Consider the following 13,421-nt stretch of genomic DNA (forward strand, 5'->3'; position numbering starts at 1 on the left):
TCAAATCCCCAGAACCGCAGAGTAGTACCACTGGCTCAGTTGCGGGCCGAACATCAGTGCGCACCAGCCAGCGATGGCCAGATACGGGCCGAACGGGAAGACCTGCTCAATGCCTTTTTTCTGCATCCGCAGCTGGATAAGGCCAAAGACCACGCCTACCACCGAAGAGAGCAGGATGATCATCGGCAGACTCTGCCAGCCCAGCCAGGCGCCCAGCGCTGCGAGCAGTTTAAAGTCGCCGTAGCCCATACCTTCCTTGCCGGTCAGCAGTTTAAACGCCTTGTAAACGCTCCACAGGCTCAGATAACCGGCGATAGCACCGATGATGGAGTCCTGCAGGCTGACCGGGGAAAGGCCTGTCAGGGAAAGCGCGATTCCGGCCCACATCAGTGGCAGGGTCAGCTGGTCCGGCAGCAGCAGGGTGTCGAAGTCGATGAAGGTCGCCGTGATCAGGACAAAGGTGAAAAACAGCAGCGCGATACTGAAGTAACTCAGTGGGAACTGGCTGGCGACCGCGGTACACATAGCAGCACTCAGCACTTCAATGGCCGGGTAGCGCCAGCTGATTTTGGTCTGGCAGTGGCGACAGCGGCCTTTTAGCAGTAACCAGCTCAGTACCGGAATATTATCTCTGGCGGCGACCTGGTTGTTGCATTTCGGGCAGCGGGAGCGTGGCGTACTGAGGTTAAACGTCCCGTCAGGCAGTTTGGGATCCGGGCAGAGCTCAGGATAGGCTTCGCTGAACTCGCGCTTCCATTCGTGCTCCATCATCACCGGCAGGCGATAGATCACCACGTTCAGAAAACTGCCGATGATCAGGCCAAACAGGCCGGCAAACAGTGGGTACAACCAGGGGTAAAAATCAAATACGGCCATGGGCAACTCAGAGCAGGAAAAAAGCTATTTTAGCCCAATACATTCATTAAGTTAAACACCGGCAGATACATGGCGACGACCAAACCGCCAACCACGACTCCCAGGAAGACGATGATCAGCGGTTCAAGCAGCTTGCCAAGGTTGTCGACGGTATCATCTACGTCCTGCTCATACAGGGTAGCGACTTTCTCCAGCATGTCATCGAGCTGGCCGGAGGTTTCTCCTATCATTACCATCTGCTCGACCATTTTGGGGAACACGCCGCTTTGTCGCAGTGAGAGGTAGAAAGGCGTACCGGCAACTGTGCCCTGATAGATCTGCTGAAGGGCCTGGAAAAACACTATGTTACCGGCGGTTCTGGCGCTGGTTTGCAGGCCGTTAAGAATTGGCACCCCGGCAGAGAAGCTGGTGGCCAGGGTGCGCGAAAAGCGGGCGATGGAGGCTTTGATCACCAGATCGCCAAAGATCGGAGTACGCATAAGCAGCCGGGTCAGCAGAAGTTTTACCGAATCGCTGCGCTGGCTGAGCTTTTTCAGCCCGAACACCAGAGCGAAAGTGCTAATCAGGATCCAGCCGCCCCAGGCGCTGACAAAGTGGGACAGTTCGAGCACTTTGCAGGTAAACCAGGGCAGGTCGGCGCCAAATCCGGCAAACATTTTCTCAAATTCGGGGATCACCACGGTGAGCATCAGGTAACACACGGCGATGGAGACCAGCACCACCATGGCCGGGTAGATCAGTGCTTTGATCATTTTGGCTTTAAGGCGTTCACTTTTCTCCCGGTAGTCAGCCAGGCGGTCAAAAACGTAGGAGAGGTTACCGGTCTGTTCGCCGGTGGTCACCATATCAATATAGAAGTGGTCAAAGTAGCGGCTGGAGGTCGACAGTGCCTGAGAGAGCGGGGTACCGGCTTCGACCAGTTTTTTCAGCTTCTGCAACAGGCTCTTCATTTCAGCTTTATGGTGACTGTCACCGATCAGCTCCAGGGTTTGCAGCAGCGGGATGCCGGTGGCGAGCATGGTTGCCATCTGGCGGGTCAGCAGGGTGATGTCTTTGCTTTTGATCTTATGGCTCAGGCTGGCCAAAAACGAAACGCTGCGCCGTTTGAGTTTACGGATGTTGATCTGCTGTTCGCCCAGCTGGCTGCGCACTTCGGCTTCGCTGAACGCCAGGCATTCGCCGCTGACTTTTTTGCCTGCGGTGTTGATCCCTTTCCAGTGATAGTTATGGATTTTGTGTTTCTTGCTCACCATTATCTCCTTGCTACAGCCTCCAGGGTACAGCTTTCTGAACACAGTCTGCTGGTTACAGATAGAGGACCCGTTGCAGCTCGGTATAGCTGGTGACGCCTTCGCGCACTTTTTCCAGTCCGGACTGCTTAAGGGTTTGCAGGGTTGCCTGTTGTGCCAGTACCGCCAGCGGGACAGAGCGGCCGGGATCAGACAGGGCATTTTTCAGTTCAGTGTCGACCGGCATGACCTCAAACACGCCGGTGCGGCCTTTAAAGCCGCCGGTGCATTCGTTACACCCTTTGGGGTTGTGCTGCCAGATGGGGTCAGTCAGGTTGCCGAGCTCCGGGTATTGATTGTCATCCTGTGTTTTACAGTGCGGGCACAGCCTGCGTACCAGTCGCTGGGCGATAATAAGGCTCAGCGATGCCGCCAGGTTGTAAGTTTCGATACCCATGTTGCTCAGGCGCGAGAGGGTTTCTGCGGCTGAGTTGGTGTGCAGGGTAGACATCACCAGGTGTCCGGTCTGGGCGGCTTTAACCGCGATTTCAGCGGTTTCAAGATCACGGATCTCACCGACCATCACCACATCCGGGTCCTGCCGTAAGAAGGCGCGGAGGGCGCTGGAAAAGTTCAGCCCAATTTTGTTTTCCACCTGTACCTGGCATATCCCCGGCAGATTGATCTCGATCGGGTCCTCTGCGGTGGAGATATTGCGCTCCGGGGTGTTGAGCTTATGCAGCCCGGAGTAGAGGGTCAGGGTTTTGCCACTGCCGGTTGGGCCGGTCACCAGGATCATTCCCTGTGGACGGGAAAGGGCGCGCCGGTAGGCGGTTTCGGCTTCCGGAGTCATGCCTAAGGTTTCGATGTTCAGCGGGTTGTTGCCGGAATCGAGCAGACGCAGGACGATCTTTTCGCCCCACTGGGTCGGCAGGGTTGAGACCCGGATATCCACCGCCTGGTCGTCACTGAGGTGCAGTTTGATCCGCCCGTCCTGAGGCAGGCGCCGTTCGGCAATATCCAGGTTGGCGAGGATCTTGAGCCTGGCCGCCAGGCGAAGGTTGAGCTGGGCCGGCGGACTCTGGGAGGTATGCAGCAGCCCGTCACAGCGCAGCCGGATCCGGTATTCGCGCTCAAATGGTTCAAAGTGAATGTCGGACGCGCCTTTGCGCACCGCTTCGAGCAGTACCTGGCGTACAAAGCGGCTTACCGGTGACTGATCCCGGGCGATGTCTTCGTAGCCCGACGGGGAAGGTTCAGTCTGTTCGGAAAACTCACTCAGTTCCGCCAGGCTGATTTCCGGCCCGGCGTCGCGCATGCCGCCGCGGCTCTCGCCGTATAACTGGCGGATCCGGGCGCGGATATCAGCCTCATCGGCCAGCAGCAGGATCACTACGCAGTTACAGGCAAAGGCAAACTCTTCTTCAACTTCAAGCCGGCTCGGGTCGCTGACCGCGAGGTAAAGGGTATGGTTGTCCTGATGCAACGGCAGCGCCTGATGGCGCAGCACCAGGTCACGCAGTTTTAACTGCTGGCACAGGGAAGCGTAATCGTGGTCATCGAGCCCGGCAGTCGGCAGGCCAAAGATTTGGCTGACCTCGGTGACCAGCTGCGCAGGCGGAATAAATCCCAGCCGGCGGACAGCACTGCTTACGCTGTCCCCGTCATTCTGCACACACTCAAGCACCTGCTGGTACTGACTTTGATCCAGCAGGCCGGTTTGGTACAGTATGTTGGCCAGGTCGGTGTGCATTAATTAGCTGCAGCCTTTAGGTTTTATACTAGCGTCTACGTCAGAGACGCAGCTCCAATTACCAGTTGAACTCCTTTTCAAGGTGATGTGCTTATTTACAACGTCTGGGCTGACTCCTGTTGCTTTGAAAGCAAATTTGACATCACCTGCAGCGCTCACAGGGTTAGGGTAAGTTATGTTGCCCAGAGATGAGGTCGGCGGCACAATGTCATTGACTGTTGGGAATGAGCCTTTTTCAAGTACATATGACTCAATATTTGTTCGTAATCCAGTGACTGAAGCCAGTGCTGCAGCCGCTTCCGATTTACCAACGTACTTTTGATACTGCGGCACCGCAATCGCCGCCAGAACACCAATTACCGCTACCACTATCATTAACTCAATCAGGGTGAAACCCTGTTGCCTGGTTTTCATGTTTATTTCTCCTTAAAAAATAATTGCCTGATCAGGATAGAAAATTAGTTGCACACGTAAAACGCGTTGATCGGGAGTTGGCGAGGGAGCTAATAAAAAACCGGGCAGGATGACATGCGGTTACATAGTGGTACGGGGGACTTCAAGATTAGAGTGTGAGTTTCCTGGTACCAGGCATAAAAAAAGAAGGCCGGAGCCTTCTTTGATATTCAACTGATTGTTTATTATTTCAAAGCGCTTAGTCTTTAAAACGCATGGAAAGGTCCATGGCTTTCAGGTGTTTGGTCAGTGCACCAACAGAGATGTAGTCCACGCCGGTCATGGCGTACTCTCGGATGGTTTCCAGGGTTACGTTACCGGAGTTTTCCAGTGCGGCGCGGCCGGCGTTGATCTCTACCGCTTCACGCATCATATCTGTGGTGAAGTTGTCCAGCATGATGATGTCCGCGCCCGCTTCGATTGCTTCACGCAGCTCGTCCAGGCTCTCGGTTTCCACCTCAACCGGTTTGCCCGGGTTGAGCTCTTTTGCGGTGTGGATTGCTTTGGTGATGCCGCCACAGGCGATGATGTGGTTCTCTTTAATCAGGTAAGCGTCAAACACACCGATACGGTGGTTGTAACCACCGCCACAGGCTACGGCGTATTTCAGTGCGCTGCGCAGACCCGGGATAGTTTTGCGGGTATCGAGCAGGCGGCAGTCGGTGCCTTCCAGCTCTTTGGTGTAATGAGAAACCACGGTCGCGCAGCCAGACAGGGTCTGGATAAAGTTCATCGCGTTGCGCTCGCCGGTCAGCAGGATACGTGCAGGGCCGGTCATGGTGCACAGGGTCTGGTTAGGCTCTACCTGGTCACCGTCCTGAACATGCCATTCGATGCTCACTTCGCCGCCAAGCTGCTTAAATACTTCTTCGGCCCACGCCTGGCCACAGAATACCCCGTGTTCGCGGGTAATAATGGTGGCGATGCTTTGGGTGTCAGCCGGAATCAGCTGAGCGGTAATGTCTGTGCCTGCGTCGATGCTGCCGCCGAGATCTTCGCGAAGAGTGTCGGCCACCGCGCGGGTGATTTCCTGAGGAAGCTGCTGCTTAAGATAGTCGAGGCGTGCCTGGCTGTTATGAGTGTTTTTCATCGTGTTCTGCATACCGGGTTGAGTCCAGGTGGGCATAATACTCCTGCTGGCGGACAAATTCAGCCCAAAAGTTCGCAATTTTTCTCATCAAACATCCGGTTGCATATTCTTTTGTCTGCCTGGTTTGCTTTTTTACCCCAAAAGGCGCATAACCGGTTTATTCCTTATTAAATAAAGCCGCCATGAAGATAAATAAGCAGCACCTGCTGAGCGGGGCACGTTATGTGCCTTCTCCCCATTGTGATACCCGGCCTGATGAAGAAGATATCTCCCTGCTGGTGGTCCACCATATCAGTCTGCCACCTTTTGAGTACGGCAGCAGGGATATCGAAGATTTTTTTACCGGCCAGCTCGACAGCAGCCGGCATCCTTTTTTTAAGGTAATAGAGGGGATGCGGGTATCGGCGCACTGCCTTATTCGCCGTGACGGGGAAATCATCCAGTTTGTGCCATTTAATAAGCGGGCCTGGCACGCGGGCCAGTCCTCTTTTGCCGGGCGGGAAAGGTGCAATGACTACTCAATTGGCATTGAACTGGAAGGCAGTGAGTTTGATGCTTATACCGGAGAGCAGTACCAGGCACTGGCCGGAGTGAGCCAATTGTTGATGCAGCGTTACACGAAAATCTCGCCTTACAGAATCACCGGTCACCAGTACATTTCGCCGCTGAGGAAGTCCGATCCCGGGCTGACTTTTGACTGGTCTTATCTTCGTTCTCTTCTTAAGTGATTGATTTGCGGCACATGTTCTGTGTGTCGCGCCTCTTTAAATTAGTTAACATTTCTATTTATTTTTATCATAAAAATAAATGTTCCAGATCAAACCCAGAAAATTGGCCTGACCAATACTTTGCCGTTTTAATGTTTAAATGTTAATGAGAGTTTACTGCTGCATGGTTTCTATGATTTAAATCAAGTTTTGGCTGGACAGTGCTGTTTTGATTATGTTACTTTTCCCGTCACAATGAAATTGGTCATACCAATTGACGGAAAGTAAAAAAACAGCATAAGAAGAACAACAATTATGGCTTATCAAAGGATCCGTCAGCCCAAGCTCTCCGATGTGATTGAGCAGGAATTAGAGAGGCTGATTGCAGAAGGAACGCTGTCTCCCGGACAGCAACTGCCGCCGGAGCGGGAGCTGGCGAAACAGTTCGATGTTTCCCGTCCCTCGGTGCGCGAGGCGATTCAGCGCCTCGAAGCCAAACGTCTTCTTACCCGCAAACAGGGCGGCGGTACTTTTGTCAGCGAAACCCTGTGGAAGGGCTTTTCTGATCCCCTGCTGGATCTTCTGTCAATGCACTCCGAAACCCAGCTTGACCTGCTGGAAGCCCGCCATGCACTGGAAGGGCTGAGCGCCTACTTTGCCGCGCTGCGGGGTACCGACCAGGATTTCAAAAGAATTGCACAATGCCTTGAGCAGATAGAAACCGCTCAGGAGCAGAAAGATATCGGGCAGGAAGCCGCCGCCGTAATGGTCTTTTTGGTGGCGTTAACCGAAGCGGCGCACAACGTAGTGCTGCTGCATATAGTGCGCAGTCTGGCGCCCCTGCTTGAGCAAAACGTATTACAAAATCTAAAACTATTACACCGCCGCAGCGATGTGGTGGAGAGAGTCAGTAAACACCGGGCCAGTATAGTGGACGCGATCATTTCCGGTCAGCCTGAAAAGGCGCGTGAAATGTCCCATTCGCATCTGGCCTATATCGAAGAAACACTGCTGGATTTAACCCGTGAGGAGAGCCGCCGTGAGCGCTCCCTGCGACGAATCGAGCAGAACAAAGACTCCTGAACAGGGCTTTGTGTTTTTAAGATCCAACTAACAAAAGGATAGATCGCCATGTCTGAAGTCATGAATCATGACGTTGATGCACTGGAAACTCAGGAGTGGTTAGAAGCTCTTGAATCCGTGGTACGTGAAGAAGGTATCGAGCGCGCCCAGTTTCTGCTTGAACAGGTTTTAGAGAAAGCGCGCCTTGATGGTGTCGATATGCCAACCGGCATCAACACCAACTACATCAATACCATTCCAGCCGATCAGGAACCAGCATACCCGGGTGACACCACCCTTGAGCGCCGTATCCGCTCAATTATTCGCTGGAACGCCATCATGATCGTGCTGCGTGCATCGAAAAAAGACCTGGAGCTGGGCGGCCACATGGCATCATTCCAGTCTTCAGCAGCATTTTACGAAACCTGCTTCAACCACTTCTTCCGTGCACCAAACGAGAAAGACGGTGGCGATCTGGTCTACTACCAGGGGCATATCTCTCCTGGTATCTACTCCCGCGCGTTTGTTGAAGGCCGCCTGACCGAAGAGCAGCTGGACAACTTCCGTCAGGAAGTAGACGGCAAGGGTATCCCGTCATACCCGCACCCTAAACTGATGCCTGAATTCTGGCAGTTCCCGACCGTATCTATGGGTCTTGGCCCTATCTCAGCTATCTACCAGGCCCGTTTCCTGAAGTACCTGGACGGCCGTGGCATGAAAGATACTTCTGAGCAGCGCGTATACGCATTCCTGGGTGACGGTGAGATGGATGAGCCGGAATCACGCGGCGCTATCTCTTTCGCTGCCCGTGAGAAGCTGGATAACCTCTGCTTCCTGATCAACTGTAACCTGCAGCGTCTTGACGGCCCGGTAATGGGTAACGGCAGCATCATCCAGGAGCTGGAGGGCCTGTTCAAAGGTGCCGGCTGGAACGTAGTGAAAGTTATCTGGGGCAGCAACTGGGATTCTCTGTTGGCGAAAGATACTTCCGGTAAGCTGCTGCAGCTGATGAATGAAACCATCGACGGCGACTACCAGACCTTTAAGTCAAAAGACGGCGCTTACGTGCGTGAGCACTTCTTCGGTAAGTACCCGGAGACAGCGGCACTGGTTGCAGACATGACTGACGATGAGATCTTCGCGCTGAAACGCGGTGGTCACGATTCATCGAAACTGTACGCGGCATTTAAGAACGCACAGGACACCAACGGCAAGCCAACCGTAATCCTGGCCAAGACCGTTAAAGGTTACGGCATGGGTGAAGCGGCAGAAGGCAAGAACATTGCCCACCAGGTTAAGAAGATGGACATGAGCCACGTTCTGCACCTGCGTGACCGTCTTGGCCTGCAGGATATCCTGAGCGATGAAGCGGTTAACGAACTGCCGTACCTGAAGCTGGAAGAAGGCTCTAAAGAGCACGAATACCTGCACGCACGCCGTAAAGCGCTGAAAGGCTACACGCCTTCGCGTCTGCCAAACTTCACTCAGGAGTTTGTGGTTCCTGAACTGGAAGAGTTCAAGCCTCTGCTGGAAGAGCAGAAGCGTGATATTTCATCGACCATGGCGTTTGTTCGTGCACTGAACGTTTTGCTGAAGAACAAGAACATTGGTAAGAACATTGTTCCTATCATCGCCGATGAAGCGCGTACTTTCGGTATGGAAGGCCTGTTCCGTCAGATTGGTATTTACAACCCACACGGCCAGAACTACACCCCGCAGGACCGCGATATCGTTTCTTACTACAAAGAAGCGACCTCAGGTCAGGTGCTGCAGGAAGGTATCAACGAGCTGGGTGCGATGTCATCCTGGGTTGCGGCGGCAACGTCTTACTCAACCAACGACCTGCCGATGATCCCGTTCTACATCTACTACTCGATGTTCGGTTTCCAGCGTGTTGGCGACATGGCGTGGATGGCCGGTGACCAGCAGGCGCGTGGCTTTCTGTTAGGTGCAACCGCTGGCCGTACAACCCTGAACGGTGAAGGTCTGCAGCACGAAGATGGTCATTCACACATCATGGCAGGTACGGTTCCTAACTGTATCTCTTACGACCCGACCTTCGCTTACGAAGTCGCGGTGATCATGCAGGACGGTATCCGTCGCATGTACGGTGAGCAGGAGAACGTGTTCTACTACCTGACCCTGATGAACGAAAACTACGCCATGCCGGCGATGCCTGAAGGCGCTGAAGAAGGTATCCGTAAAGGTATCTACAAGCTGGAGACTTACACCGGTTCGAAAGGTAAGGTTCAGTTGATGAGCTCTGGCACCATCATGAACGAAGTGCGCAAAGCGGCTCAGATCCTGAGCGACGATTACGGCATCGCGTCAGACGTTTACTCGGTAACTTCTTTCAACGAAGTGACCCGTGACGGTCAGGCAGCCGAGCGTTTCAACATGCTGCACCCTGAAGCAGAAGCTCAGGTTCCTTACATCACCCAGGTGATGGGCACAGAGCCTGCTATCGCGGCAACTGACTACATGAAGAACTACGCAGAGCAGGTTCGTGCATTCGTGCCGGCTGAATCATTCAAGGTTCTGGGCACTGACGGCTTTGGCCGCTCAGACAGCCGTGACAACCTGCGTCGTCACTTCGAAGTGAACGCTGGCTACGTGGTAGTTGCAGCGCTGACCGAACTGGCGAAACGTGGCGACGTTGAGAAATCTGTAATTGCAGAAGCGATTCAGAAGTTCGGCATCGACACTGAAAAAACTAACCCGCTGTACGCATAACACAACGCTTAAGTAAGAAGGTAGATAAGCAATGGCAATCGAAATTAATGTACCTGACATCGGTGCGGATGAGGTTGAAGTTACTGAGATTCTGGTAAGCGTTGGCGATACGGTTGAAGAAGAGCAGTCTCTTATTACCGTTGAAGGCGACAAAGCTTCTATGGAAGTTCCTGCGTCTCAGGCTGGTGTGGTAAAAGAAATCAAAGTTGCTGAAGGTGACAAGGTTTCTACCGGCTCTCTGATCATGGTGTTTGAGGCGGCAGGCGAAGCTGTGGCAGAAGCACCAGCAGAAGCCCCGGCGGCAGAAGCGGCTCCGGCAGCACCTGCGGCTGCGGAACTGAAAGAAGTTCACGTACCGGATATCGGTGGTGACGAAGTTGAAGTGACCGAAATCATGGTCGCTGTCGGCGACGCCATTGAAGAAGAGCAGTCGCTGATCACCGTAGAAGGTGACAAAGCGTCAATGGAAGTACCGGCTCCGTTCGCCGGTACCCTGAAGGAAATCAAAGTCGCCGAAGGTGACAAGGTTTCTACCGGCTCTCTGATCATGGTATTTGAAACCCAGGGCAGCGCTCCGGCAGCTGCTCCTGCGGCCGCGCCACAGGCAGCGGCACCAGCTCCGGCAAGCGCACCGGCTTCAGCGCCAGCAGCAGAAAAACCGGCAGCAGGTGAGTTTGAAGAGAACCACGAATACGCACACGCGTCACCGGTAGTACGCCGCCTGGCCCGTGAGTTCGGCGTTAACCTGTCGAAAGTAAAAGGCACCGGCCGTAAGAGCCGCATCCTGAAAGAAGACGTTCAGAGCTACGTTAAAGAAGCGCTGAAGCGTCTGGAATCAGGCGCAGCAGGTAAAGGCGACGGCAGTGCGCTGGGTCTGCTTCCATGGCCAAACGTGGACTTCAGCAAGTTCGGTGAGACCGAAGTTCAGCCGCTGTCACGTATCAAGAAGATCTCTGGCGCTAACCTGCACCGTAACTGGGTGATGATCCCGCACGTTACTCAGTGGGACAACGCTGATATCACTGAGCTGGAAGCGTTCCGTAAAGAGCAGAACGCCATTGAAGCGAAGAGAGACACAGGCATGAAGATCACCCCGCTGGTGTTCATCATGAAAGCGGCAGCAAAAGCGCTGGAAGCCTTCCCGTCGTTCAACTCTTCTCTGTCTGAAGATGGTGAGAGCCTGATCCTGAAGAAATACGTGAACATCGGTATCGCGGTAGATACGCCAAACGGTCTGGTGGTCCCGGTATTTAAGGACGTAAACAAGAAAGGTATTCACGAGTTGTCTGAAGAGCTGATGGCAGTATCGAAGAAAGCCCGTGCCGGTAAACTGACTGCAGCGGATATGCAGGGTGGCTGTTTCACCATCTCAAGCCTTGGCGGCATCGGTGGTACTGCGTTTACTCCAATCGTGAACGCGCCGGAAGTGGCAATCCTGGGTGTGTCCAAGTCTGAGATGAAGCCGGTATGGAATGGCAAAGAGTTCGCTCCGCGCCTGCAGCTTCCTCTGTCCCTGTCTTACGATCACCGCGTGATCGACGGTGCAGAAGGTGCACGCTTTATCACTTATCTGAACGGTTGCCTGAGCGATATCCGTCGTCTGGTGCTGTAATTACCCTAAATAAAGGGGCGGCGCAGGCCGCCTCTTTATAAATACTGTCCAACAATTCAGCGCTCTAACCTTTTGAATTGTTGGCTGGCTCACAGGCTAAACGGAATGACTTTTCACACCATTAACATCTCTGTAAACTGTTGGCGGTTTGAAAACAATTACAACTCCATACCCACTCAGCCTGTTAGGAATCCCATTAGGGATAATGACTACAAGAGGTCACAATGAGCAAAGAAATTAAAGCCCAGGTCGTTGTACTTGGTGCAGGTCCTGCTGGTTACTCCGCTGCATTCCGTTGTGCAGACCTTGGTCTGGACACTGTTCTTATCGAGCGTTACAACACTCTTGGTGGTGTGTGTCTGAACGTGGGTTGTATCCCATCGAAAGCACTGCTGCACGTAGCAAAAGTTATTGAAGAAGCCAAAGCCCTTGCTGATCACGGCATCGTCTTTGGTGAACCTCAGACAGACATCAACAAGATCCGTCTGTGGAAAGAGAAAGTGATCACCCAACTGACCGGTGGTCTGGGTGGCATGGCGAAAATGCGTAAAGTAAACGTGGTGAATGGCTTTGGTAAGTTTACCGGCCCGAACACCATCGAAGTGGAAGGCGAAGACGGCACCACGACCGTTAACTTCGACAACGCTATCGTTGCTGCGGGTTCACGCCCGATCAAACTGCCGTTTATTCCGCATGAAGACCCGCGTATCTGGGACTCAACCGACGCGCTGGAGCTGAAAGAAGTTCCGGGCAAACTGCTTATCATGGGCGGCGGCATCATTGGCCTGGAAATGGGTACGGTTTACCACTCTCTGGGTTCTCAGATCGACGTGGTTGAAATGTTCGATCAGGTTATCCCTGCGGCTGACAAAGACGTGGTTAAGGTTTACACCAAGCGCATCAAGAACAAGTTCAACCTGATGCTGGAAACCAAAGTGACCGCAGTTGAAGCCAAAGAAGACGGCATCTACGTGTCAATGGAAGGCAAGAAAGCACCGGCAGAAGCTGAGCGTTACGACGCAGTACTGGTGGCTATCGGCCGTGTTCCTAATGGTCAGCTTATCGATGCAGAAAAAGCAGGCCTGGAAGTGGACGAGCGCGGCTTTATCAACGTAGATAAGCAGATGCGCACTAACGTACCGCATATCTTCGCTATCGGCGATATCGTGGGTCAGCCAATGCTGGCGCACAAAGGTGTGCACGAAGGCCACGTGGCAGCAGAAGTTATCGCTGGCAAGAAGCACTACTTTGACCCGAAAGTGATCCCTTCAATCGCTTACACCGAGCCGGAAGTGGCATGGGTTGGTAAGACCGAGAAAGAAGCCAAAGAAGAAGGCATCAACTACGAAGTGGCGACATTCCCTTGGGCTGCGTCTGGCCGTGCTATCGCCTCTGACTGCGCTGACGGTCTGACCAAGCTTATCTTCGATAAAGAGACTCACCGCGTGATTGGTGGTGCTATCGTGGGTACTAACGGTGGTGAACTGCTGGGTGAAATCGGTCTGGCAATCGAGATGGGCTGTGACGCGGAAGATATTGCACTGACTATCCACGCTCACCCGACCCTGCACGAGTCAGTAGGCCTGGCAGCCGAGGTCTTCGAAGGCACGGTAACCGACCTTCCAAACCCGAAAGCGAAAAAGAAGAAGTAATTCTTCTCAGCTGAATAACAAAGGGCGCAGTTTGCGCCCTTTTTGTTTTAATGAGATTGCGAGATTGCGAGATTGCGAGATTGCGTGGTTGCGAGGAGGCAGGGAGAATTCTCGTTCCCACGCTCCGTGAAGTGACCCCTTAAAGTTGGACAGTTTCGTTAAGCTACCAGCAGCGCCTGATTTCGATACTCTCGCGGAGTCAGGCCATTTAGCTTTACCTTGATCCGCTTTGTATTGTAGTACTCGATATAGTC

At 53.4% G+C, this 13,421-nt stretch carries 11 protein-coding genes; 5 read left to right on the forward strand and 6 right to left on the reverse strand.

The genetic code is table 11. The features are described from left to right. The 5 genes from ACVB80_RS14810 to nadC form a co-directional block, all read right to left on the reverse strand. On the reverse strand, nucleotides 1-876 hold the full coding sequence (locus ACVB80_RS14810) for a prepilin peptidase (protein WP_481082058.1): 876 nt from the start codon (nucleotides 874-876) through the stop codon (nucleotides 1-3). Between the two features lie 29 nt (nucleotides 877-905). After that, nucleotides 906-2,132 (reverse strand): type II secretion system F family protein, encoded by a 1,227-nt coding sequence (locus ACVB80_RS14815; protein ID WP_481082074.1) that lies wholly within the window; start codon nucleotides 2,130-2,132, stop codon nucleotides 906-908. 49 nt (nucleotides 2,133-2,181) lie between these two features. Continuing rightward, nucleotides 2,182-3,858, reverse strand: coding sequence for a type IV-A pilus assembly ATPase PilB (pilB, locus tag ACVB80_RS14820; protein ID WP_481082059.1), 1,677 nt, complete (start codon nucleotides 3,856-3,858; stop codon nucleotides 2,182-2,184). A 3-nt stretch (nucleotides 3,859-3,861) separates the two neighbouring features. Then, nucleotides 3,862-4,272, reverse strand: a complete 411-nt coding sequence (locus tag ACVB80_RS14825; RefSeq protein ID WP_481082060.1) for a pilin — start codon at nucleotides 4,270-4,272, stop codon at nucleotides 3,862-3,864. A gap of 238 nt (nucleotides 4,273-4,510) precedes the next feature. Continuing rightward, nucleotides 4,511-5,401 carry a carboxylating nicotinate-nucleotide diphosphorylase gene (gene nadC / locus ACVB80_RS14830; protein WP_481082075.1) on the reverse strand — a complete coding sequence of 297 codons (891 nt, stop codon included), beginning with the start codon at nucleotides 5,399-5,401 and terminating at the stop codon, nucleotides 4,511-4,513. Nucleotides 5,402-5,583: 182 nt separating this feature from the next. On the opposite strand from nadC, the gene ampD reads away from it, so the two are divergent. From ampD to lpdA, 5 genes are all read left to right on the forward strand, one after another. Next, nucleotides 5,584-6,129, forward strand: a complete 546-nt coding sequence (ampD, locus tag ACVB80_RS14835) for a 1,6-anhydro-N-acetylmuramyl-L-alanine amidase AmpD (RefSeq protein ID WP_481082061.1) — start codon at nucleotides 5,584-5,586, stop codon at nucleotides 6,127-6,129. A 294-nt stretch (nucleotides 6,130-6,423) separates the two neighbouring features. Then, on the forward strand, nucleotides 6,424-7,191 hold the full coding sequence (gene pdhR, locus ACVB80_RS14840; RefSeq protein WP_481082062.1) for a pyruvate dehydrogenase complex transcriptional repressor PdhR: 768 nt from the start codon (nucleotides 6,424-6,426) through the stop codon (nucleotides 7,189-7,191). Nucleotides 7,192-7,239: 48 nt separating this feature from the next. Then, entirely contained in the window at nucleotides 7,240-9,903 is a 2,664-nt protein-coding gene (gene aceE, locus ACVB80_RS14845) for a pyruvate dehydrogenase (acetyl-transferring), homodimeric type (protein WP_481082063.1), read from the forward strand. Nucleotides 9,904-9,934: 31 nt separating this feature from the next. Beyond that, on the forward strand, nucleotides 9,935-11,515 hold the full coding sequence (gene aceF, locus ACVB80_RS14850) for a pyruvate dehydrogenase complex dihydrolipoyllysine-residue acetyltransferase (RefSeq protein WP_481082064.1): 1,581 nt from the start codon (nucleotides 9,935-9,937) through the stop codon (nucleotides 11,513-11,515). Between the two features lie 224 nt (nucleotides 11,516-11,739). Further along, complete coding sequence (gene lpdA, locus ACVB80_RS14855) at nucleotides 11,740-13,167, forward strand: dihydrolipoyl dehydrogenase (RefSeq protein ID WP_481082065.1); 1,428 nt, start codon at nucleotides 11,740-11,742, stop codon at nucleotides 13,165-13,167. 158 nt (nucleotides 13,168-13,325) lie between these two features. Here lpdA and ACVB80_RS14860 read toward each other — a convergent pair. Next, nucleotides 13,326-13,421 (reverse strand): IS3 family transposase (locus tag ACVB80_RS14860; protein ID WP_481082076.1); only part of this gene is annotated, 96 nt, incomplete at its 5' end.

It is taken from the genome of Vibrio sp. 9-16B-A1 (assembly GCF_056726165.1).

Coding starts and splice junctions, on each gene's coding strand:
- ACVB80_RS14810 (WP_481082058.1), bottom strand. CDS start 876: ATGGCCGTATTTGATTTTTACCCCTGGTTGTACCCACTGTTTGCCGGC.
- pilB (WP_481082059.1), bottom strand. CDS start 3,858: ATGCACACCGACCTGGCCAACATACTGTACCAAACCGGCCTGCTGGAT.
- ACVB80_RS14825 (WP_481082060.1), bottom strand. CDS start 4,272: ATGAAAACCAGGCAACAGGGTTTCACCCTGATTGAGTTAATGATAGTG.
- nadC (WP_481082075.1), bottom strand. CDS start 5,401: ATGAAAAACACTCATAACAGCCAGGCACGCCTCGACTATCTTAAGCAG.
- ampD (WP_481082061.1), top strand. CDS start 5,584: ATGAAGATAAATAAGCAGCACCTGCTGAGCGGGGCACGTTATGTGCCT.
- pdhR (WP_481082062.1), top strand. CDS start 6,424: ATGGCTTATCAAAGGATCCGTCAGCCCAAGCTCTCCGATGTGATTGAG.
- aceE (WP_481082063.1), top strand. CDS start 7,240: ATGTCTGAAGTCATGAATCATGACGTTGATGCACTGGAAACTCAGGAG.
- aceF (WP_481082064.1), top strand. CDS start 9,935: ATGGCAATCGAAATTAATGTACCTGACATCGGTGCGGATGAGGTTGAA.
- lpdA (WP_481082065.1), top strand. CDS start 11,740: ATGAGCAAAGAAATTAAAGCCCAGGTCGTTGTACTTGGTGCAGGTCCT.